We start from the raw sequence: 20,854 nt of genomic DNA on the forward strand, positions 1-20,854 counted from the left end.
GACGGCCGCTCGGACGATCGCTCGGACGGCCGCTCGGCCCTTCGCCCCCGCCCATTGCCAGCCGCCGCCCCCGCCATTATTCGCACGGTTTACATATACGGGTGCAGTTCGTGCCACAATGGAAGGCATGGCCACACCACAAGTGCTCATTCTGCAACATGTTCCCTGGGAACGTCCGGGGCGTATCCTGTCCAATCTTGAGGACCTCGGATTGGAGACGGTGACGTTGAACATCGCCGACAAGAAGAAACCCGATTTGCCGGATTTCAAGGAGCTCGCCGGCGTGGTAATTATGGGCGGCCCTATGGGCGCGCAGGATTACGACCAGTATCCAGGGCTCAAGGTGGAGGCCAAGCTGGCCCGTGCCGCCGTGGCGTCGAACAAGCCATTGCTTGGCGTGTGCCTCGGGCACCAGATCATTGCGACTGCATTGGGTGCTCAACTGCGCAGGGGTGACGCTCCGGAAATCGGTTTTGCGCCTATCAAGCGCATGGACAAGCATGATTTCTTCTCCATGTGGGACAAGCAGGTCAATGTGCTGCACTGGCATAACGATGTGGTCGGACTGCCTGAGGGAGCCCAGCTGCTGGCGCGTTCCAGCGTTACCAAGGTACAGGCTTTCCGTTTGGGATCGGCGTTGGGCATGCAGTTCCATCTTGAGGTATGCCGCTCGTTGCTGGATGAATGGCTGGACGAGCCGAGCATGGTCAAGGATCTGAAGGCTGTAGGCGGTTCCAAATCTGCGCTGCGCGAGGCGTTCGAGCAATACGACCCGTTGCTGCAGCCGCTGGCCGAACAGGTGTTCTCCGGTTTCGCCGCCCGTTGCAACTCCTACGCGCAAACCCTCAACCAGTAATCCTCGGTAATCCTCGGTAATCCTGCGCCATGCGGCAAACCATCTACCGTCTTGGTACAGCAGGCCCAGCAAAAATGGCCATTTCCAGCCATTTTTGCATTGTCGGTGACTGTTGCGGCAGCCACACTGTGAGGAAATTGCCGCGCCGTGGACAGCGGAGGGCCATATGCCCCACGGAGAGAAGCGGAGGTGGCCCGCAACCGGGCTGAAGATGGGCAAGCATGCCGCTACATTGGTGAATCATGCCGACTTACGATATTGGACTGGAACACGTTTCGCTCGCTTTCGCGACAAAGACCATCTTTAACGACGTCACCCAAGGTGTGTTTGAAGGCGACCGCATCGGCATCGTCGGCCGCAACGGCGACGGTAAATCCACGTTGCTGCATCTGTTCAAAGGAACGCAGGAGCCGGATTCCGGCCGTGTGACCAAGCGTGGCGGCCTTACGTTCGGCATGCTCGACCAGCGCGATCCTCTCGATGACGAGGCGACGATCCGCGAGGCGGCGCTCGAAGGCCGGGCCGATTATGAGTGGGCGTCCGACAATGCCTCCCGCGAGATCGTCGAAGCCCTGCTTGGCGGCATGAGTCTGGATGCCAAGGTCGGCTCGCTTTCTGGTGGTCAGCGCCGTCGCGCCGATTTGGCACGTCTGCTGCTTAAGGATTGGGATATTCTCGCGCTCGACGAGCCCACCAACCATCTTGATGTGGTCACCATCCATTGGCTGGCCGAACATCTGAAGAACCGCTGGTCTCGCGGCCAAGGCGCGCTGCTGCTGGTCACTCATGATCGCTGGTTCCTCGACGAGGTGTGCGAATCGATGTGGGAGGTGCACGACGGCGAGATCGAGCCGTTCGAGGGCGGCTACTCGGCGTATATGCTGCAGCGTGTGGAACGCGACCGCCAAGCTGATGTGCGCGAGACGAAACGCCGCAATCTGGCCCGTAAGGAGCTTGCGTGGCTGTCACGCGGCGCTCGTGCCCGCTCCACCAAGCAGAAATTCCACGTCAAGGCCGCACGTGAGCTCATCGCCGACGTGCCGCCGATGCGCAATACGCTTGAACTGAAGCAGATGGCAACTTCCCGCCTGGGCAAGCAGGTGGTCGATCTCATCGACGTGACCCAGATTTTCGAGCATACGCAGGGCACGGTGTCCGCCGTGGACCGTATTGACCCGGATGCGGCGGCGCTCGCCGATTCCGCTTCGCGCGTGGATGTGGTCAACGCCATGTACGCCGAACCGCAGCTGCATGGTTCGGTTGAGGTGGCGGTCACCGATATGACCGATCCTCGCTTGGTGGACGCCGGGGTTCCCGAGGCCGTCGCCGCCGCCGAAGAAGCGCGCGCGAAAGCTGAAGCCGAGGGCAGTGCATCGCTGGCCGATGACCGTGAGGTACGGCGCATGAACACCGGTGGCGAAACCATCGGTGGCGGCATTGTTGATTCTGGAGATGATACGACTGCCGCGACTTCTGCCGCCCGTAAGGTCACGGTGTCCGGCCGAGAGATTCTCGATGATGTGACTTGGCTGATTGGTCCGGGCGACCGTTTCGGTATCGTCGGTGCGAACGGTGCCGGCAAATCCACGTTGCTCAAGCTGATTGACGGTACGATTACACCGACTGCCGGGCACGTGAACATCGGCAAGACGGTAAAGTTCGCCGTACTCTCGCAGCGCCTTGATGAGTTGGAGAAACTCGGCAAGTACAAGATCAAGGAAGTGCTTTCCCGTTATAAGCCGAGCTATATCGTGGATGGCAAGGAAGTCACTCCCGGTCAGCTGATGGAGCGTTTGGGCTTTGAATCCGCCCAGCTCATGACGCCTATCCGTGATCTTTCCGGTGGCCAGAAACGCCGTATGCAGCTGTTGTTGATTCTTCTGGATGAGCCGAATGTGCTCATTATGGACGAGCCCGGCAACGATCTCGATACCGATATGCTCGCCGTGATGGAAGACCTGCTCGATACTTGGCCGGGTACGCTGATTGTGGTTTCCCATGATCGATACCTGTTGGAGCGTGTCACTGACCAGCAATTCGCTCTGCTGGGTGGCAAGGTCCGTCACTTGCCCGGTGGTGTGCAGGATTATCTCGATATGGTGGAGGCGATTGCAAACGGCAAGGGATTGCCTCCGATGACGGCCGGCATTGCAGGCACCGGAAACTCGTCTGGTCGCCGGGGCAAGTCCGGCGGATCCGGTGCCGCATCTGCTACGGCATCCGTTGCCGCGCGAGATTCCTCGTCATCCGTGGCGGCGAATGATATCGAGACCGGTGCCGATGAGTCCGCCGAAGCTTCGCGGAAACTCACCGGCAAGGCATTCCATGAGGCATCCAAGCGTGTGAAGGCCATCGAGCGCAAGCTTGCCAAGCTCGAAGAGCAGAAAACCGATCTGGAATCTCAGATGGCCGCCCATGATCCTGCGGACTACGAGGGCCTCAACAAACTCAATGAGCAGCTCAATGCCCTGACCTCGGAAAGCGATGACCTCGAAGCCGAATGGCTGGAGCTATCCGAACAACTGGAGTAGCGGAACCCGAAACATCAGACAGCGGCATGACCGTCAATGAACCTTGGCGATCATGCCGCGCAATGGCGGCAATCATGGCGTCCTGCACTGCGCGGTTTATCCGCTGTTTGGCGATAATTTCGCTCACGACATCAGTGTCAGGCAATACAAAAAGGTGGATATGCGGTGTACAACGCATATCCACCTTTTGCATCCACCAGCCCCGCGCTACTGAGCGCATCGCCTGGATAGGAAAGGCAACAGCCGGACTTACCGACCGGTGACCTCGGACCCGATCACCTTTTCGCTCAGCGCACGCGGCCCGCGAGTCACGGCCACAGCGCCGGAACGTACCAGCTCGATCACGCCGTAATGCTCCAACAGTCCCAGCAGCGCATCGATTTTGCCTTCTGCGCCGGTGGCTTCGATGGTGAGCGATTCCGGATTCACATCCACCACGCGCACACGGAACAGTCGCACGATTTCGAGCACGTCGGAACGGTTCGACTGGTTGGCCGCCACCTTGATGAGCACCAATTCACGCTCCACCGTGGAATTCGGGTCGAGCTCCACGATCTTCAACACATGCAGCAGCTTGTTGAGCTGCTTGATGATCTGCTCCAGCGGCACTTCGTCCACGTCGGCAGTCACCGTCACGCGCGAAATATCCGGGCGTTCGGTGGGGGAGACGGACAGCGAGTTGATGTTGAACGCACGACGGGCGAACAGGCCGGCGATACGCGCCAGCACGCCCGGACGGTTCTCCACCAGCACCGACAGCGTGTGACGCTGTGATCCGGGCTGGGAAGCAGGATAGTTAGCCATGAAAGTTCTCCTTAACCCTTAACAACCCTTAACGCATAACCCTTGAGCTCTGCCGACAATCAGAATCCGGCGTCGCTGAGCGTGCCCACGCCAGTCGAGCCGGACACAGCGCCATTCTCATCGGCGTGACGCAACAGAGGCTGCGTTCCCGGACGATACGTCACCTCGTCGTTTGAAGCGCCGGCGGCAACCATCGGCCATACCATCGCATCCTTCCACACACGGAAGTCGATGAGTACCGGACGATCGTTGATCGAGTTCGCCTTATCGATGGCGGCCAGCGCCTCCTCCTCGGTGAACGCGCGCAAGCCCACGCAGCCGTACGCCTCGGCGAGCTTGACGAAGTCCGGCACGTCGAAGAACTCGGCGGTGCCCTCTTCCTGTTCGGAACGGGCCTCGCCGTCGAGCAGATTCGTCTGCGAGTAGTGCTGCTGATAGAACAGCGTCTGCCACTGACGCACCATGCCGTACACGGAGTTGTTGAGAATCGCGATCTTGACCGGTGCATGATCCAGGAATGCGGTGGCCAGCTCCTCAGAGCACATCTGGAAGGAACCGTCGCCGTCGATCAGCCACACCGGCTTCTTGCCGCCGAAATCACGGGCGGAACCGACTGAAGCGCCGATTGCGGCGGGCAGACCAAAGCCCATCGTGCCCAAACCGCCGGAGGAGATCCACGAATGCGGCTTCTCGAAATCGATCAGCTGCGCGGCCCACATCTGATGCTGGCCCACGCCGGTCACCCAGATCGTAGCCGGATCGGCCTTGGCCGAAAGCTGCTCGACTACCCACTGCGGCTGCAGCGAGCCATCGGTCGGCTGATCCTGCGGCTCGTCGTACGTAATCGTGTACTGCTCGCGCAGAGCGTTAAGCGAGTCCCACCAAGGCTTCAGGTTGAGCTTGCCGCCGATGGCCTGCGAACGCTTGATTTCGGGGATCAGATCATGCAGTACGGTAGCCACATCACCCACGATCGGCACGTCCGGCGCACGGTTCTTGCCGATTTCTGCCGGATCGATATCGATATGAATCACTCGTGCGCTTGGAGCGAATGCCGACAGCTTGCCGGTGACACGGTCGTCGAAACGTGCGCCGATGGCCACCAGCAGATCGCAGCGCTGGGCTGCCGCGGTAGCTGCCACGGTGCCGTGCATGCCGAGCATGCCGAGATTCTTGGGATTCGAGTCCGGCACGATGCCGCGGGCGGGCAGTGTGGTGACGATCGGAGCGCCGGTCACCTCAGCCAGCTCGGCGACTTCCTTGGAAGCGTTCGAGCGAGCCGCACCACCACCCACGTAGAGCAGCGGACGATACGACTGGGCAAACAGTCGTGCCGCATCCGCCAGCACGCGGCCGTGAGCCTTGGTGGTGGGATTGTAGCCGGGCAGAATCATGCGTTGCGGCCATGAATAATACATTTCGCCGGTCTGCGCGGTTTTTGTCAGATCGACCACGACCGGGCCGGGGCGACCGGAACGGGCGATGTAATGCGCTTCGGCAAGCACACGTGGAATATCCTGAGCTCGCGTGACCAGATATGAATGCTTGACCACCGGGTAGGTGGCACCCACGATATCCGCCTCCTGGAAGGCGTCCGTGCCAATTGCGTTCACGCCGACCTGTCCGGTGATCACCACTAGCGGCACCGAATCCATATTCGCGTCGGCGATAGGCGTGATCATATTCGTGGCGCCCGGGCCGGACGTCACGATGCAAACGCCCACGCGGCCGGTCGCCACCGCATACCCTTCAGCGGCATGACCGGCGGCCTGTTCGTGACGCACCAAGGTGAAGCGGAACTTCGTCTTATCGTTGATCGCATGGTAGACCGGCAGAATCGCGCCGCCGGGCAAGCCGAACACGTCCTGGACGCCCAGATCCTCCAGCGTGCGGACCAGCGCCTGCGCTCCGGTCATCTTCTCGCCGTCGATGATGGTCTGCTTGTCATTGCCGGTATGCGTTTTCGGCACGCCGCTGAATGCCTGCAAAGGCGTGGGTAAAGCCATGGTTCCTCTCACCTCAATGTCCGCTTGATATCCGCATGCGAGTCCGGTCGGGATTGGTTGGCCGGCGGTTAGTGCATGCAGATATGATGCAAGTCGCGTATGGCGAAGCTTGTGGCTCCGGCGCGGCTTCTCGTTTCGTGTTTCCCCAGTCTATGCGCAGGCCTATCTATACGCGCCTGTCGTTCTCATTGGTCAGACAGCCGAGGGCGGAAACACGGTGAAACACGTTGGAACACGTTGAAACACGTTACTTGCCGCGCGCGTCCAAAGCCTTCCACGCCGCCTCGGCCGCGGCCAGCTGCGCCTTGCGCTTGCTGGAGCCCTTGCCCACGCCGATAACCTGCTTGCTGTCCTCGCCGAGCGTGACCCGGGCGGTGAAAATCTGTGCGTATTCAGGGCCAGAGACTTCCATGTGATATACCGGCTCAGGCTTGCCCATACCGTGCGCCTTGACGGTCAGCGAAGTCTTCCAGTCGAGCGCCGGGCCTTCGGTGGCCACTTCGGCCAGCGTATCGTCGATCAAACGATGAATCACTTTGCGCGCCTCGTCAATGCCATGTTCCAAGAACGTGGCACCGATCAGCGATTCCACGATGTCGCACAGAATAGAATTCTTCTCGGCCCCTCCCTGCTCGGCTTCACCACGGCCCAGCAGAATGTAGGGGCTCACCTTGAGCTTGGTTTTGGCGATGGCGCTGAGCGCGTCCTCCGACACGGCTTTGGCGCGCATCTTCGCCAGCTGACCTTCGGACATGTCCGGATGGATGGTGAACAGCGTTTCTGTGGAGACGAACTCCAGCACTGCGTCGCCGAGGAACTCCAGCCGCTCGTAGTTAGGTACGCCCGGATGTTCGTGGGAGAACGACCGGTGGGTCAACGCCTGCACCAGCAGATCCGGGCTGATGGTGGTGCCCAATGCCTCAAGCAGTTCGTTGGCCGGCGTCGCGGCCTGCGGCTGATGCGTGCTTGCTTCGCTCATGATGGTGATGTTTTGTCCTTCGTGCGAGTGGTTTTTCAGAATTGATTGTCAGATCGTGTTCAGAAACCTGATCAATGCATGATGAATTGAATGAACGGATATGCGAAGGCCCCGCCACCCGTCGATGGCAGGGCCTTATCAAGCCGTTCTCCTAGAACTCACTTGGTGTGAGCGGAGCGGATGGCTTCACGGTAAACGCGACCGCGGTAAGAACCGCAGGACGGGCAAGCCATGTGCGGCAGGGCCGGAGCGCCGCAGTTCGGGCAGCTCACGGTCTGGGCAGCGGTGGCCTTCCAGTTCGCGCGACGCGAATGCGTGTTGGCGCGCGAGGTCTTGTACTTAGGCAGTGCCATTTGAGTATCCTCTGTTTCGTTCGAACAATTGAGCTTAAGCGTCCGTTATCTTAACGCACGGCTCGTACAAAGTCCAAACCGGTGTCGCCAAGTTCGTTTTGCGCCGGAATCGCCGAATTGCCGGTGACTGCTCACGACTGCTTGTTGTCGCCCTGCTCGGCTTCCAGCTGCGCCTTCAGTCCGGCAAGCGAAGCGAATCGAAGATCGGTCACATCGTGATGATGATCGGGCTCCTCGTTCAGATCCACACCGCACTGCGAGCACAGCCCCTTGCAATCGGGCTTGCACAGCGGTTGCAGAGGCAGCGACTCGACCAGCGCGTCGCGAATCATCGCCTCGATGTCGGCGAAGGCACCACGCTCCAGCAACGGATACGTGTCTTCCGCCTCATCCTCGCCGGCGACGATGTCAATCTCTTCGTTGGCAGCGTCGCCGCGCTTGCCGCGTCCGGAGTCCGCTGCCGATTCATAGGGGAAGAACACGGTGACGTCTACGGGCCAGTCTTCGTCAATCGGCTTGAGACAGCGGGTGCATTCGCTGACGAACGGTGCTACGAGACGGCCGGTGAACACCAATCCGTCCACAATGGAGTCGAACTGGCCGCGAACATGAACTGGCGCGCCCTCCTGAATGCCGACGATGGTGTCTCCGATGCCGGATGGTGCCGGAAAATCAGCGTCGATCTGCTTGGATTGACCGGCTCGGGAGGCGACTTGCGCCACCGGAATTGCCCAAGGGGAATCCTCGACTCGTGCCATGGTATGTTGCCTTTCGTGTTACTTGCGGCTTTACTGGGCTTCAGGATAGTCGTTGAGCGTCAGATGCGGCAGTTGCTCACCGGCGATTCGCTGACGTTCCTCAAGCACGTTCAATCCGGCCTGCACATCCTGGCTGAGCTTGCCGAGCTGCTGGGACAGGCCCTCCATCACCGTGGTGCAGTACTGGTCCGCGCCCTGAGTCAGATGATCGGCCTTGCTCTGTGCCTGATCAAGGATGGCACGTGCCTTCTGCCGAGCCAGTTCGGTCACATTCTCCTGGCCGGCCAGGAACTGAGCCTGTTCATTGGCGTCTTTGATCATGTCGGCCGCGCGGCTCTGGGCGCTGGCCACAATGGCGTTGGACTGGGTCTGCGCGGATTCCAGACGGCGCTCCGCCTCACGCATCAGAGCGGAAGCCCGCTCCAGCTGCACCGGCAGCATCTTCTTCAGCTCATCCAACTGTGCGGTGAACTCGTCGCGGTCCACGCGCACGGTGCCGGGGAACAGAAAATTGGTTTTGGCCTCGGCCAGCGTGGTTTCCATTTGATCGAGGATGTCGTACACGGTGGTGAACTCCTCGCGGCTGTGCTCCTCGGGCGAGTCGAGATTGACCGATTCGCGCAGATCAGGCAAGGAGTCCATGCGGAATGAGGCGCGGGAGGCGGTTTGAGCGCTGTGAGTGCCAGTGCCCGGGGCATCGGCCGCGCCGGCCGCCTGAGACGCGTTCGCAGCACGGGCCGCATTCGTAGGAGCCGGTGGCTCGCTGAAGCTTGCGATGATATCGGCTTGTTCGGTCGGTGCCGGCTCGGGCATCTGGCCGGCTCCCGTCGCGGGATCGGCGGATGCCGTACCGTTCGGCTGCTCGGACGTGGCCGGCATCGGCGCTGAATCCGCGCGCGAAGCCGGAGTATCGGATGCAGATGATGCCCCGCCGTTGAGCCCGGTCAGGTCAACATATCCGGTGGGATGTTCGTCACTCATGTGGTATCAGTCCTTCCGCGTGCGCTCCTGAGCCAAGGCGTCGGCGAGCATGGGTACCACGCAATCGGGCACCATGCCGGTCACGTCGCCGCCATGGCGAGCTACGTCCTTGACGATGGAGCTGGAAATGTGTTCAAGAATCGGATCAGCGGGTAGGAACAGCGTTTCGATGCCGGCGAGCTTGCGGTTGACCAGCGCCATGCCGAGCTCGGCCTCGTAATCGCCGTTCTGCCGCAGGCCTTTGACGATGACGGATGCGCCGACCTGCTTGCAATAGTCGGTGATCAGACCGTCCGTCGAGGAAACGGTGACGTTGGTGCATCCGGCCTTGTCTAGGGCGCGACGAATCACATCCACGCGCGTTGATTCGGAAAACATCGGTGTTTTCGCGGCGTTGACGGCCACTACCACGTGAACCTCGTCAAAAAACCGCGCCGAGCGCTCGATTACATCCAAGTGTCCGGCTGTCACGGGGTCATACGAGCCGGGGCATACTGCGATAGTCATGACTAATAGACTACCGCGTCACAGCCGGTTGCGGGCAGCGGTGCGCTGGGTTGTGGGAATGAAAAAGACAGGCGGTGCTATGGCCGGCATTTGGTTCGCGACTTATGATGGAAGGCAGGCTAACCCTGAATGTGAAGGAAAGTGGTGCATGATGATGTTCGTTGACGATGCCGAGCCGTTGCGTAATCCCGATCAAGGTGCCGGTACGTCGGTGCTGGAGCGCCCTGAGACTCAGGAATCGCCGGTCCGCGACGATGGTGGTGACGCCGATCGTTTCGCCCACTATGTGTCCAAGGATCGTATTGCCGAGTCCCGCGCGACCGGTCGCCCGGTGGTGGCCTTGTGCGGCAAGGTATGGGTTCCCAAGCACGACCCGTCCAAGTACCCGGTCTGCCCGGACTGCAAGCGTATTTATGAAGAGATGATGGCGTAAGGCCACTGAGGTCTGTCGAGTCGGTCGATTATTCGGCTGTGTGCTGTCCCTCATGCGCGAAAAGCGCGATTTGGCACTACCGGGACAAGAATTGCTGCCACGATATTCGATTTCGCCCGTATTCGTGCGGATTGTGGCACGTAATCGGTGCCATCAATAGCAAGTGCCATATGGAGAATGGCGGAATTTCGCCATTCTCCATATGAGCGAGTGAGGCTTTTCGAAGTAGAATTTGCCACAACTCGCAAAAAACGCCTGTTTGCCGGTGTTGTGACGCGGAATTGATGCTTCTACGTCTCAACACCGGCTGATCAGGACGCTAATCCCCTTAATGCAGCTGGTGCTGCGTGCGCGGTGGCGCGATCACCGAGCCGCGATCTCGTCGATGATCTTGAGTTCTTCGTCGCTGAAGTGTGTGTTCTTCAACGCGCCGATGTTGTCGAGAATCTGCTGTGGCTTGGAGGCGCCAGCCAACACGGAAGTCACCTTGCCGTCATGCAGCAGCCAGGCCAAGCTCATTTCCGCCAGCGTCTGGCCGCGTTCGGCAGCGAGGTTGTTGAGGTCCACCACTTGCTTATGCAGTTTTTCGGTGAGTGACGAATCGCTGAGGAATCGCGGATCGTGTGCGATGCGACTGTCCGCGGGAATGCCGTTGAGATAACGGTTGGTCAGCAGGCCCTGTTCCAGCGGGGAGAAGATGATCAGACCCTTATGCAACTTGACGGCCGTGTCCTTGAGACCATTGCGCTCGATGGAACGATCGAAGATGTTGTACTTGTTCTGGTTGATGATGAACGGCACATGCAGTTCGGCAAGGATTGCAGCGGCCTTCTCCATGGTCGGTCCATCGTAGTTGGACAGACCCACGTACAGGGCCTTGCCGGAGTGGACCGCCTGAGCGAGGGCTCCCATCGTCTCCTCCAGCGGGGTCTCCGGATCCGGATGGTGATGGTAGAAGATGTCCACGTAATCAAGGCCGAGACGCTGCAGGGATTGGTCGAGCGAGGCGAGCAGGTACTTGCGGCTGCCCAGATCGCCGTACGGGCCGGGCCACATGTCGTATCCGGCTTTGGTGGAGATCACGAGTTCGTCGCGGTAGTGCTTGAAGTATTTAGCAAGCAACAGACCGCAGTTCTTCTCGGCAGCACCGTATTCAGGGCCATAATTGTTGGCCAGATCAAAATGGGTGATGCCGTTGTCGAATGCGGTGAAGACCAGCGACTTCATCTGCTCGAACGGGGTGATATCGCCGAAATTATGCCAGAATCCCAGCGAAACGGCTGGCAGTTTGAGACCGGAGTCGCCGCAGCGGTTGTAGGTCATCGAGTCATAGCGGTGAATATCTGGCGTATAGGGGGCGGTTGGTTTCAGCATTGAGGCTCCTTCGCATTGGCATGTTTGCTGTACCACTTACGTATTATGGTTCCAGTTCAAGTGAACTTGAACGCAAATGAGGTGCATTGCTTTGGGCGTGTCGCAATCAATGTGGATGCGAGAGGTGGGATGTCGCCTCGGAGTTCGAGCCTTGTGCCGGAATGGGTTGGACGTAACGTACCTGCGAAGGAGTGACTTTGATGCACATCGATGAAGCTGATGGAGGCAAGATGCAACACGAGGAGCCGCGCGTCTATACGATTCGCGAAGTGGCCGCGCAATTTCATATGCAGCCTTCCACGCTGCGCTACTACGAAGAGCAGGGGTTGCTGACCAATGTGGGGCGCACCGCCTCCGGTCAGCGAATCTACGAGGAGTGCCACATCAATAGGCTGCGGGCCATATGCTGCTTCAAAAATGCCGGCATGACCATTGAAGACCTGAAGAAGTTCTTTATTTACGAGCAGGATGAGCCGGCTCATATCGACGAGATTCTGGCGCTGCTGGAATCCCGTCGCAAGACCTTAGATGAGCAACGCCGCGCCTTGAACGAAGCGGCCATGCACGTGCAGCGCAAGCTCCACTATTACGGCGATATCAAGCGCGCGTTGGACGCGGGGGAACGCTTGCCGGATTGGGGCAACTATAAAACCCACGTCTATTCCATCGATTGCTGATCTGACGTCGATCGCCGATGGAGGGGGCGAAAGAATCCGACAAGCCTACAGAACCGTAGTCTCAGTAGCTGAGCCGTTAAATGGACAGTCCGGTGGACTGTAGTGACATGGCGGGATTCTTGGCTTTTTGCTTGGGATTCCGCCGTTTTTGTTGTTTGTTAAGGCATTTAGTAGACCCAATGCTAGACCCAAATGTTCTACTTAAAGTAGGTAATGCTACACTAGATAAAGATTTATCTGTTATTGCGCTAGGAGCGTGAAATGGCTAGGAGCAAGAAGAACAATTCCGTAGCTGCGAAGAAGCCTTTTTGGAAGAAGTGGTGGTTCTGGGTTGTCGTTGTCGTGGTTCTCGCTATGGCTTTCGGCTCGAATGGCAATAAACAAGAATCGACTACAAATCAGCAGTCATCAACTTCGAGTTCCGTTGCAGAACAGAAAAAAGAATCATCAGATTCAGATAAGAAAGCAGAACAGAAAAGTTCGGATAAACAAACATATGATGATTCTGATTTAAAGACAGCTTATTATCAGTGCAAAGATGAGTTCGCTTATCCTGATCTTTCGATTTCTCTTAAAAACGGCAATCGTGGTTCTGCGGATAGTTTATGGATGCATCCATCACTTCCTGTATCGAACGATAAAGGATTTTCTTGCATTTCTGGTTATTTTGGGCTGAATGATGATTTGAAGAAGGATATTGATGACTCGTCTACATCGGAAGATGAGCATACGCTTGACTATAAGAATCTTCATATTATTTATCATGGTCGCATTGACCCGACTACCAATAAACCATCTGAACCAGAAGTTATCATCACTCACAATTGATTTATAAGATTTTTCTTGGCTTGGCGTGTGAGCGGGAGGAATCGAATTCCTCGGTAGCGACGTATCTTAGACGCGTTCGGGTTTTGTCGTGACGTGGTTCTTGCTGGTTCGTTGTTTGTATTGGGTGTTGCCTGTTCTGGTAGCGGCTAAGTTATTTCAGGAGCGTTAGAGGGAATTCGCTTCCGTACGCGGTGTCTGGGTGAATTGTTTTTTGTTTTTGGCGCGTTGACACGTCTTTAGGTGTGTTCTGTGGTTCGGAGTGACGAAAAAACACGTTGTTCGTGAAGTACCTGTGATATTGGCCTTTCGTAAGTAAAAAAGCTTTCGTAGAAAGGTCATTTTTTTAAGATGCGTATTTTTGTTAATCCAGCTGATGTGAAGATCGTTGTTCTTGATGGTCAGAAGGAATTCGAGCCTTCCAAGGATGCTAGCGGCCAGTTGCGTTTGACCGATGACAAGCCTGTTTATGCGTTGCGTAATATCGCCGTGAAGTTCCGTGGCGAGGATGGCGGTTATGAATTGGTGCAGAACGCTTCGGTGAAATTGTTCAGAGCGCCTTCTCGTCAGCTTGGCGAGTTGGAAATCGTTCAGCTTGATGGTCGTGTTCGTGTCACGCCTTATGTGAATGGTCAGAATCGTATCGGTTTGAGCATCATGGCTGATGGCATCAAGGAAGCGGCGAAGTGATGTTCTGGCTGGGTGTATTGGTTGCTGAATTGGCGGTGTTGGTCGGTTTGTGTTTGTTCACGGCTGATTATGCCGCCGTTCGGCTTTCTCGTGATCGGGTTTTTCTGTTGGGCTGTGGCGGAATGCTGGTTTTGGATAGCGCCGAGCTATGGCATGACATGAAGGATCGTCATTGTGTTTCGGGGTTGATGTCTAGGGAGCAGTATGGACGATTTCGCAAGGCAGCTCAGGCTTCATGCCGTGCAAGAAAGATTGTGGACTTCAAAGGATTTCAAGGAGTGGGAGGAAAATGGAAAAGGCGATAATCAAATCAAGGGTGAACGAATCATTGAAGAAGCAGGCGCAGATCATCGCGATCGAAACGGATACTAACCTGTCGCGGATAGTGGAAAAGGCTTTGGCCATGTATGTGAAGCGTTATTACGATGCCAAATCGGCGCCGAGCTTGAAGAAGACCACGGATGCTGTTCAAACTGTGATTCGTGAGCAATCGGCGCAGCTTCCGGCGTTCAAGGGGTTGGACTGATGTTAGATCGGCGTGTCACGTATGACGAGGCGTGCAGATTGTTCGGTGTGAGCGTATCCGATGAGGAAATCTACCAGTGGTTTATTCCTCGCGAGGAGGAAGTGAATGGGCGTTTCGTTTCGTTCGATGGGGATTGGCCTCGGCCTGTCGTGAGGGATTTCGATCTGGTACGGCTGTCGGATTTCAAGCGTTTTCTGGAGTTGAGGAACGATGAGCATCGGTGAGTATTGTTCGCTGTATCGGATTTCTTGGGATAAGGTGCAGCCTTTGGCTGGTTTCTTCACGGATCAGCGTACGGGTGGTTTGTGCATGAACTTGGAGTATGACACCGAAATTTCGGATAGCGAATGGCGGTGGTTTCTTCGGTATTGGTATCGCTGGGTTTAGAAGCTGGTTGTTGATTTCTGAATTCTCGCGTAGGTTTTGGCTTTTGGTGCGGTCGTGTGTGATGCATGGCCGCGCATTTGTTTGTATGGCCGTGCGTGGGACGTTTCACGAGTGGCGTTGTGCTCTTGGGCGTAGCTGAGTCTGAATCGAGAGCAGCGCGCCTTCGGCGTGCGTGCGGTTCGATTTCATGACGAACGCAGTTGCAAGAGTCGCGACGGTGCGATGTGGTGTCAGTCCTGTGTGCGGTCGTTTGGTTGCAAATGTTTGCGGTTGTGCGTTGCGCATGGTTGTGTTTTGGCCAAAAGCGGAGCGCAGAGGTCGACTTGCAATTAGCGGAGCAGCTCGCTGCGTAGCGGCGCGGCACGCGCAATTGCGGGACTCAGCGTGCCCGAAGGGCTAAGCGGTTTTCGGTTCACCGAAAAGAGGACTTCTTACGTCGACCTCTGTCACATGTTACAAATATATCCGTAGAGTCACTTATTAGTGAAAAACCGCTTTTTTGGATTGTGACATTTCTCGAAAAAAACGCCGATTTTGTTACAAATTGACTGTCGCAATGTCACAAATTTCATTGAATTTTGTCACAATTAACGGAAGATGTTTGATATTCACGTCATGGTTTTAGAAATACTTATTTGAAAGGAAATAATAATGGGTTTTCATGAGGAATACGATCCAAGTTTCAAATTCACTACTTTTAATAATTGCTTTTTCACGTTGAATGACGTCGGCTCTAATCTAGGGACGGAAGACCCGAGGGAAATAGAATCCATTTTGGTTGAACGATTGAAGAATTACCGTTACGCGATACAGTTGGAAAAAGGCGAAAAATCAGGCATATTGCATCTTCAAGGCGTCATCGCCAACGACACTCGCGTCAGAGGCACGACTATAGAAAACAAGCTTCATGGAGTCACGTTGTTCAAATGTCGTTCCGTTGCTGGAAGTTATTACTACTGCACGAAGGAAAAGACCCGTGTCGCTGGTCCGTGGATTCATGAGCCGTTGAAGACCAAGCGGAAGAACGACGACGGCAAGACGTTCACTTGGAACGATCTGGTGAATCCGAAATGGAATTATGACCAATGGAAGAGCGCGGATGACAAGCACGCGGAACAGGATAATTATTCCAAGGGCAGAAGACGTGATCTGAAGATACTGTATTCCGCGATCATGAAAGAGGGAATGACGCTGAATCAGGTTGACAACGATCCAGAATTGAGCATCATCGCTGGTCAGTTTCCCGCTTATGCCGCTCGTCTCGACAGGAAGAAGATCACGGACAAATTCGAAAAATACAAGAGCATAAAAACGGAACGCGATGTCAAGATCACTTGGATTTACGGCGATCCAGGTTGCGGCAAGACGAGTCTCGCGAAAAAGCTCGCCATCGAAGTCGCTGACGATGACGTGTATATGACTGAAACCTCAGAGGGAAATCCTTGGTCTGAATACGAAGGTCAGGACGCTGTGATTTTCGATGAGTTCTATGGCGAAGTGCAATTCAGCAAACTCATGCGTTGGTTCGATCGGTACGCTTTGAAGCTGTCGGCCCGTTATTACGATCGCTGGGCTTGCTACCATCATGTTTTCATCACGTCTAATCTCGCGCCTTGGGACATGTATCAGGGCATGAATCGGCGCATGGAACGTATCGGTGGTTTTTACAGGCGTATCGGCAAGGTCATTCATTTCGTGAAGAACGACGACGGTTCTTATAGTCAGGTTGATGAAACGGAATCATTGCTGAATCGTCCAGACGATATCCGTTCCCATGATCAGCACGGCGTCACGCTTGGCAACAAAGTCGTGGAAAATCCCGATACAGACCCAGTGGTTCTGGCTTCCGAGCTGTTCTGACGTTGATATTATGTTATTGAACACTGTTTTTGTGTTGATTTTATGTTTTCTTTTAATAAGTATTTTGCAGGCTTCGCTTTGACGATCATTCGGGCGAAGTCTTTTTATTTCACATAATAAAAAACCTCAGTCAAAAGGCTGAGGTTAAAAATCACAAGTATTCTATATCGTCATGAAAATCTGGTTTTTTGTTTTTCTGGTAACAAACATCGATGTTTCCTGATTTATAGCTTTGAACATGAATACGGTAGTCATCTTTTCTGTTTTCCATTAGACCTTCTATTGTTTCTTTCAGATTATAAATGTCTCCAATTCTCCAATCACAAAAATTTCCTCTTGTTATGATATTTGTTGGATATGAATTACATGTTGCAGATCTTACCTCATGACCATTTTCCAGTAAATAAATAGTGCATTCATTGATCATGGCGTTATAGATATATTTTTCAGCCTTGCTGGAATGGTCATGAATTTTGATTGTATCAGCTCTTCTACTCATTTTATTTTATTTATCCTTTCGGTATTTATTTACGTTATTATTATAGAATTTATTGCAGCGATGCTCAAATTATTTGGCAAATTTTCTGGAATTTTTTTAGGGAATCAATTAGATCAAACTATGCTCGTAGACACACTTATTAGTGCATGTAGACGCAATGAAAAATCCGTTTGTTCGGAAAAACGTATTTTTGATGAATCACACACGACGACGGTTTTTCGTGCTTAGAATCGATTTCCGTGTCATTTCAGGGTGTTCTTAATCCCTCCGATCAGCTGCGGGATATTGTTCATTATCTTCCGTTCGCTTTCCATCGTCAGATGTGTGTAGTACTCGGTCATTCGTCTGTCCATATGGCCTAGAATCGGTCTGAGCTGGTCTATTGTCGCTTGTCCCGATGAAATGAGCAGCGAGGCGCATACATGCCGCATGTCGTATAGTCTCATGTTTTTGTCAAGATCGGACAGTTTGTAATTCCTATCCGTTTTCTGCCGTTCCTGTTCGTATGCGTTTTTCAGATCGTGCCAGTATTTGGCCAGTATCGGATCGCTGAACGGATTGCCGAATTTGTTGACGAAACAGAAATTGCCGAGGTTCTTCGCTGACCGTATCACGCCGAAGATAGCCAGATTATATTGCCAGCTTCGATAGTCCCACAGGTTCTTGCGCCATGATTCAGGCAGGGCTATTTTTCTGAATCCTGAATCGGTTTTCGTCCATTCGACAAGCTCCATTTTGCCGGTCGTGCGGTTTTTCTGGTATTGCTGTTTCACGTTCAGTATCGCGTTGTCCTTATCGTCCAGATGCTCGAAGCAATCCCACGTCAAGCCGCGTATTTCGCTCGTCCTCAATCCGAGTGAGGCTATCAGCAGGATTCCATACATCGTTCCGTATTTGTCTGCATGGTTCGCGGTGAATTGCAAAAGTTCTTTCCCGAGCCTGATTCGTTCGTCGATGTACAGCTCGTTGTCCTGTCTTGCTTTGCTCTTGTAGGACGGTTTTTCTATGAGTACGATCGGGTTTTCCTTGATGTACTTTCTTTTCATCGCATAGTTGAGGAACTGGTTTATCTCCGAATAAATCTGGTTCGCTATCCTGCTGTTTTCCTCGGCCTTCGCCTCTTTCCTTGCCCGCTGGAGGATATCGAGTATGTCGTTTTCAGTGAAGCGCATTATCGGCTTGGTCATATACGGCTTCAGATACTTGTTCAGCCTTTGTTTTTTGCCGTATACGGTGTTTTGCTTCCTGTTCGAGCCGTCAAGCCATGCGTAATAGTCGTCAAGAATTTTGCCCACTGGATTCTTCACCAAGCGTTGCGTGCTCTTGATCAGCCTTTCCACAGCCTTGGCTCTGTTCGCCACGGCCGTTTCCCTTGTTTTGCCGTATCCAGACACTTTCCTGCCGTACATCGACGCTGGAAATCTCGCGACGTACATCCTCATCGATTCAGACCAGAAAATCGTGCCCTCGCCATAAGGCGCTTTCTTAAGGGTTCGCTTATCGTCCATAAGACGATAATAGACCCAATACTAGACCCAAAAAACAGCAAAAAAGAAGGTCAGACCATTGGAATTTCAACGATCTGACCCAGTATGGGAAGTCCGGTGGACTGTCCGTAGGTGAAGTGAGCCGCTTGCGGCGAAGGATTCCTACTGAGACTACAGAACTGTAGTCTCAGTAGGAATCACCGGCTCGCCCTTCATCAAACTCTGCGCGGTGATGGGCAGTTCAGCCAACGCCTTGGCGCGATACTCGTGCGCGGCCATGATGGCATCATGCCCCTGCCAGGTCGAGTCGATATCGCCATGATCGACGAAGTCCACCAGCAGGTTCTTCCACTCCGGGTTCGGCTGGAATGTGGCCAGCTTGTCTTCCGAGCCGGAGATGACGTGCTCGGCATCAGCCAACGCATATTCGTAGGAGCGGTACGCCAGTTTGCGGCCCGGAACGGTGGCCTTGTTCTTGGACTTCTTGGCTACGGACTGCATAGTGCCGTCCGCGCCTTCGCGCTCGGTGAGCTTGTACACCATTGCGCAAGTGGGGGCGCCGGAGCCGGTGACCAGCATCGTGCCCACACCGTAGGAATCAACCGGCGCGGTCTGCAGTGCGGCCAGCGCGTACTCGTCCAGATCGTTGGTCACGGTGATCGTGGTATTCGTGGCGCCCAAAGCGTCCAGCTGGTTGCGCACCCGCTGGGCCATGGCGGCCAGATCGCCTGAGTCGATGCGTACGCCGCCAAGCTCCGGTCCGGCCACTTCGACTGCGGTTTTCACCGCTTCCTCAATGTTGTACGTATCCACCAGCAGCGTGGTGTTGCGGCCCAAAGCCGCGATCTGCGATTCGAAGGCGTCCCGTTCGGAATCGTGCACCAGCGTGAAGCAGTGAGCGGCCGTGCCGATGGCCTTCAAACCATACATCTGAGCGGCCAGCAGATTGGCGGTGCCCTTGAAGCCACCCACCACCGCGGCTCGCGCGGCTGCAACCGCCGCCCATTCGTTGGTACGACGTCCGCCCATGTCCATGCACGGGCGATCTTTGGCGGCCGAGACCATACGGGAGGCGGCCGATGCCACGGCGGAGTCGTAGTTCAAGATGGATAGGATGAGCGTTTCCAGCAATGTGCATTCGCCGAATGTGCCCTCGACCTGCAGAATCGGCGAGTTTGGGAAGAACATTTCGCCTTCGCGGTAACCGCGAATCGAACCGGAGAAGTGGAAGTTCTCCAGCCACTTGATGGTTTCGGGGCTTACTACATGGCGGTCGGCGAGGAAGCGTAGATCCTCGTCGTTCAGATGGAAGTGTTCGAGCGCGTCCAAGATGCGACCGGTGCCGGCCACCACGCCATAACGACGGCCCTCCGGCAGATGTCGTGTGAATACCTCGAACACGCATTTGCGGTTGGCGGTGCCGTCCTTCAGCGCGGCGTCGAGCATCGTGTATTCGTACATGTCGGTCATCAGGGCCGGTGAATAGTCAAGCATTGCAAGGCCTTTCCTGCTCGTCGCGCATGCCATGATCATGCCATGGTCATGCCATGGTCATGCCAATGACGTGTCATTGCCGTGACGGCGAACCTACTTTTGGTTAATGTGACTATAAGTGTAGTCCACCGGTGGCCAGCATGCAGTGCGCACTGCGCGCCAAGGCCGAGATATTGATGGACGGCGGTAGACTCGTGGCATGAGATTCATCGTGGCATTGTGGCGTCTGGCCATCGCGGGATTGTGCTTCGTAGGTACATACGAAGCGTGGTCCAAACCGCAATATTGGGTGTATTTCACCTTCCAGACAGGCCTCGTGCTGGGAGTCGTGATGCTGTGGGCCGGCGCCGCCACGCTGCTCAAAGGCATCCAGCCACCTGCTTGGCTCAAAGGGTGCGTCACGCTGTACGCCGTGGTCACCGCGCTGGTGGCGTTTGTGCTGATGCCGCCGGACGATCCCGCGTATGTGCCGCAGGTGATCGGAATCATGACCAATACGATGCTGCATAAGATCGCCCCGATCATGGCGGCGATCGATTTCGTACTGGCCGACCCACATCGGCGTTTCCGGTGGCACTATATGTTCTCGTGGCTGGCGTATTTCCCGCTCTACCTTGGTTTTGTGCTGATTCGCGCCGCTGCATGGCCCGGTTCCGGCCCTGCGGCCGGCGGCAGCCCGTACCCCTATGACTTCATCAATCTCGATACGCTCGGCTGGCAAGGTTTTGCCGTCAGCTGTGGACGTCTGGCCGTCGCCTTTGCGGCATTGTCGTTCGTGATATGGCTGATCGACCGTATACTGCCGGTCCGGTCGATCGTAGGGTAGG

21 protein-coding genes and 2 pseudogenes are annotated in these 20,854 nt (G+C 55.4%); 12 read left to right on the top strand and 11 right to left on the bottom strand.

The window, feature by feature from the left end; all coding sequences use genetic code 11:
- The first annotated feature begins 127 nt into the window (after positions 1 to 127).
- The 3 genes and pseudogenes from CUU80_RS08810 to CUU80_RS11285 all read left to right on the top strand — a co-directional run.
- Positions 128 to 856: a type 1 glutamine amidotransferase gene (locus CUU80_RS08810; protein ID WP_100496946.1), complete on the top strand. Its 729-nt coding sequence runs from the start codon at positions 128 to 130 to the stop codon at positions 854 to 856.
- A 242-nt stretch (positions 857 to 1,098) separates the two neighbouring features.
- Positions 1,099 to 2,961: pseudogene (locus CUU80_RS08815) on the top strand (ABC-F family ATP-binding cassette domain-containing protein); the annotation flags it as partial.
- 174 nt (positions 2,962 to 3,135) lie between these two features.
- Positions 3,136 to 3,387, top strand: a pseudogene (locus CUU80_RS11285) (ABC transporter C-terminal domain-containing protein); the annotation flags it as partial.
- A gap of 249 nt (positions 3,388 to 3,636) precedes the next feature.
- Here CUU80_RS11285 and ilvN read toward each other — a convergent pair.
- The 7 genes from ilvN to coaD all read right to left on the bottom strand — a co-directional run bounded on the left by ilvN (position 3,637) and on the right by coaD (position 9,775).
- A complete protein-coding gene (gene ilvN / locus CUU80_RS08820; protein ID WP_100496948.1) occupies positions 3,637 to 4,191 on the bottom strand; it encodes an acetolactate synthase small subunit in 555 nt (184 codons plus the stop codon).
- A gap of 59 nt (positions 4,192 to 4,250) precedes the next feature.
- The gene (locus CUU80_RS08825) at positions 4,251 to 6,197 is read right to left on the bottom strand and encodes an acetolactate synthase large subunit (RefSeq protein ID WP_100496949.1); all 1,947 of its coding nucleotides are present in this window, start codon (positions 6,195 to 6,197) and stop codon (positions 4,251 to 4,253) included.
- Positions 6,198 to 6,444: 247 nt separating this feature from the next.
- A complete protein-coding gene (rnc, locus tag CUU80_RS08830) occupies positions 6,445 to 7,176 on the bottom strand; it encodes a ribonuclease III (protein ID WP_100496950.1) in 732 nt (243 codons plus the stop codon).
- A gap of 158 nt (positions 7,177 to 7,334) precedes the next feature.
- On the bottom strand, positions 7,335 to 7,529 hold the full coding sequence (gene rpmF / locus CUU80_RS08835) for a 50S ribosomal protein L32 (RefSeq protein WP_100496951.1): 195 nt from the start codon (positions 7,527 to 7,529) through the stop codon (positions 7,335 to 7,337).
- A gap of 131 nt (positions 7,530 to 7,660) precedes the next feature.
- Positions 7,661 to 8,287, bottom strand: coding sequence for a YceD family protein (locus tag CUU80_RS08840; RefSeq protein ID WP_100496952.1), 627 nt, complete (start codon positions 8,285 to 8,287; stop codon positions 7,661 to 7,663).
- Positions 8,288 to 8,317: 30 nt separating this feature from the next.
- The gene (locus tag CUU80_RS08845) at positions 8,318 to 9,268 is read right to left on the bottom strand and encodes a cell division protein (RefSeq protein ID WP_100496953.1); all 951 of its coding nucleotides are present in this window, start codon (positions 9,266 to 9,268) and stop codon (positions 8,318 to 8,320) included.
- Positions 9,269 to 9,274: 6 nt separating this feature from the next.
- On the bottom strand, positions 9,275 to 9,775 hold the full coding sequence (gene coaD, locus CUU80_RS08850; RefSeq protein ID WP_100496954.1) for a pantetheine-phosphate adenylyltransferase: 501 nt from the start codon (positions 9,773 to 9,775) through the stop codon (positions 9,275 to 9,277).
- Between the two features lie 151 nt (positions 9,776 to 9,926).
- Between coaD and CUU80_RS08855 the strand changes: the two genes are divergently transcribed.
- Positions 9,927 to 10,208, top strand: coding sequence for a DUF3039 domain-containing protein (locus CUU80_RS08855; protein WP_100496982.1), 282 nt, complete (start codon positions 9,927 to 9,929; stop codon positions 10,206 to 10,208).
- Positions 10,209 to 10,571: 363 nt separating this feature from the next.
- Here the strand turns inward: CUU80_RS08855 and CUU80_RS08860 are convergent, their stop codons facing one another.
- Positions 10,572 to 11,582: an aldo/keto reductase gene (locus tag CUU80_RS08860; protein ID WP_100496955.1), complete on the bottom strand. Its 1,011-nt coding sequence runs from the start codon at positions 11,580 to 11,582 to the stop codon at positions 10,572 to 10,574.
- Between the two features lie 200 nt (positions 11,583 to 11,782).
- Here CUU80_RS08860 and CUU80_RS08865 point away from each other — a divergent pair, with 200 nt between their 5' ends.
- The 7 genes from CUU80_RS08865 (at position 11,783) to CUU80_RS08895 (ending at position 16,547) form a co-directional block, all read left to right on the top strand.
- Positions 11,783 to 12,259 (top strand): MerR family transcriptional regulator, encoded by a 477-nt coding sequence (locus tag CUU80_RS08865; protein WP_243388707.1) that lies wholly within the window; start codon positions 11,783 to 11,785, stop codon positions 12,257 to 12,259.
- Positions 12,260 to 12,520: 261 nt separating this feature from the next.
- Positions 12,521 to 13,087 (top strand): hypothetical protein, encoded by a 567-nt coding sequence (locus tag CUU80_RS08870; protein ID WP_100496956.1) that lies wholly within the window; start codon positions 12,521 to 12,523, stop codon positions 13,085 to 13,087.
- A 348-nt stretch (positions 13,088 to 13,435) separates the two neighbouring features.
- Positions 13,436 to 13,774, top strand: a complete 339-nt coding sequence (locus tag CUU80_RS08875; protein WP_100496957.1) for a hypothetical protein — start codon at positions 13,436 to 13,438, stop codon at positions 13,772 to 13,774.
- Positions 13,771 to 14,079: a hypothetical protein gene (locus tag CUU80_RS08880; protein WP_133119414.1), complete on the top strand. Its 309-nt coding sequence runs from the start codon at positions 13,771 to 13,773 to the stop codon at positions 14,077 to 14,079. The genes CUU80_RS08875 and CUU80_RS08880 overlap by 4 nt, the downstream gene beginning before the upstream one ends.
- Positions 14,080 to 14,102: 23 nt before the next feature.
- Entirely contained in the window at positions 14,103 to 14,300 is a 198-nt protein-coding gene (locus CUU80_RS08885; RefSeq protein WP_133119415.1) for a hypothetical protein, read from the top strand.
- Positions 14,300 to 14,524: a hypothetical protein gene (locus CUU80_RS08890; protein WP_100496960.1), complete on the top strand. Its 225-nt coding sequence runs from the start codon at positions 14,300 to 14,302 to the stop codon at positions 14,522 to 14,524. Before CUU80_RS08885 ends, CUU80_RS08890 begins: the two co-directional genes overlap by 1 nt.
- A gap of 814 nt (positions 14,525 to 15,338) precedes the next feature.
- Entirely contained in the window at positions 15,339 to 16,547 is a 1,209-nt protein-coding gene (locus tag CUU80_RS08895) for an RNA helicase domain-containing protein (protein ID WP_100496961.1), read from the top strand.
- Positions 16,548 to 16,698: 151 nt separating this feature from the next.
- Here CUU80_RS08895 and CUU80_RS10680 read toward each other — a convergent pair whose 3' ends face one another.
- The 3 genes from CUU80_RS10680 to CUU80_RS08905 form a co-directional block, all read right to left on the bottom strand.
- A complete protein-coding gene (locus CUU80_RS10680) occupies positions 16,699 to 17,046 on the bottom strand; it encodes a hypothetical protein (protein ID WP_133119416.1) in 348 nt (115 codons plus the stop codon).
- A 242-nt stretch (positions 17,047 to 17,288) separates the two neighbouring features.
- Positions 17,289 to 18,554 (bottom strand): tyrosine-type recombinase/integrase, encoded by a 1,266-nt coding sequence (locus CUU80_RS08900; RefSeq protein WP_100496962.1) that lies wholly within the window; start codon positions 18,552 to 18,554, stop codon positions 17,289 to 17,291.
- A 150-nt stretch (positions 18,555 to 18,704) separates the two neighbouring features.
- Positions 18,705 to 20,060 carry a nicotinate phosphoribosyltransferase gene (locus CUU80_RS08905; protein ID WP_279325004.1) on the bottom strand — a complete coding sequence of 452 codons (1,356 nt, stop codon included), beginning with the start codon at positions 20,058 to 20,060 and terminating at the stop codon, positions 18,705 to 18,707.
- Between the two features lie 166 nt (positions 20,061 to 20,226).
- Here CUU80_RS08905 and CUU80_RS08910 point away from each other — a divergent pair, with 166 nt between their 5' ends.
- Positions 20,227 to 20,853, top strand: a complete 627-nt coding sequence (locus tag CUU80_RS08910) for a Pr6Pr family membrane protein (protein WP_165775913.1) — start codon at positions 20,227 to 20,229, stop codon at positions 20,851 to 20,853.
- The last annotated feature ends 1 nt before the right edge of the window (position 20,854 follow it).

Origin of the sequence: Bifidobacterium scaligerum, from assembly GCF_002802865.1 — a bacterium.
Taxonomy (GTDB): Bacteria; Actinomycetota; Actinomycetes; order Actinomycetales; family Bifidobacteriaceae; genus Bifidobacterium; species Bifidobacterium scaligerum.

Bases quoted from the DNA above. Each gene is read 5' to 3' on its own strand.
- CUU80_RS08810 (WP_100496946.1), top strand. From the start codon at position 128: ATGGCCACACCACAAGTGCTCATTCTGCAACATGTTCCCTGGGAACGT.
- ilvN (WP_100496948.1), bottom strand. From the start codon at position 4,191: ATGGCTAACTATCCTGCTTCCCAGCCCGGATCACAGCGTCACACGCTG.
- CUU80_RS08825 (WP_100496949.1), bottom strand. From the start codon at position 6,197: ATGGCTTTACCCACGCCTTTGCAGGCATTCAGCGGCGTGCCGAAAACG.
- rnc (WP_100496950.1), bottom strand. From the start codon at position 7,176: ATGAGCGAAGCAAGCACGCATCAGCCGCAGGCCGCGACGCCGGCCAAC.
- rpmF (WP_100496951.1), bottom strand. From the start codon at position 7,529: ATGGCACTGCCTAAGTACAAGACCTCGCGCGCCAACACGCATTCGCGT.
- CUU80_RS08840 (WP_100496952.1), bottom strand. From the start codon at position 8,287: ATGGCACGAGTCGAGGATTCCCCTTGGGCAATTCCGGTGGCGCAAGTC.
- CUU80_RS08845 (WP_100496953.1), bottom strand. From the start codon at position 9,268: ATGAGTGACGAACATCCCACCGGATATGTTGACCTGACCGGGCTCAAC.
- coaD (WP_100496954.1), bottom strand. From the start codon at position 9,775: ATGACTATCGCAGTATGCCCCGGCTCGTATGACCCCGTGACAGCCGGA.
- CUU80_RS08855 (WP_100496982.1), top strand. From the start codon at position 9,927: ATGATGTTCGTTGACGATGCCGAGCCGTTGCGTAATCCCGATCAAGGT.
- CUU80_RS08860 (WP_100496955.1), bottom strand. From the start codon at position 11,582: ATGCTGAAACCAACCGCCCCCTATACGCCAGATATTCACCGCTATGAC.
- CUU80_RS08865 (WP_243388707.1), top strand. From the start codon at position 11,783: ATGCACATCGATGAAGCTGATGGAGGCAAGATGCAACACGAGGAGCCG.
- CUU80_RS08870 (WP_100496956.1), top strand. From the start codon at position 12,521: ATGGCTAGGAGCAAGAAGAACAATTCCGTAGCTGCGAAGAAGCCTTTT.
- CUU80_RS08875 (WP_100496957.1), top strand. From the start codon at position 13,436: ATGCGTATTTTTGTTAATCCAGCTGATGTGAAGATCGTTGTTCTTGAT.
- CUU80_RS08890 (WP_100496960.1), top strand. From the start codon at position 14,300: ATGTTAGATCGGCGTGTCACGTATGACGAGGCGTGCAGATTGTTCGGT.
- CUU80_RS08895 (WP_100496961.1), top strand. From the start codon at position 15,339: ATGGGTTTTCATGAGGAATACGATCCAAGTTTCAAATTCACTACTTTT.
- CUU80_RS10680 (WP_133119416.1), bottom strand. From the start codon at position 17,046: ATGAGTAGAAGAGCTGATACAATCAAAATTCATGACCATTCCAGCAAG.
- CUU80_RS08900 (WP_100496962.1), bottom strand. From the start codon at position 18,554: ATGGACGATAAGCGAACCCTTAAGAAAGCGCCTTATGGCGAGGGCACG.
- CUU80_RS08905 (WP_279325004.1), bottom strand. From the start codon at position 20,060: ATGGCATGCGCGACGAGCAGGAAAGGCCTTGCAATGCTTGACTATTCA.
- CUU80_RS08910 (WP_165775913.1), top strand. From the start codon at position 20,227: ATGAGATTCATCGTGGCATTGTGGCGTCTGGCCATCGCGGGATTGTGC.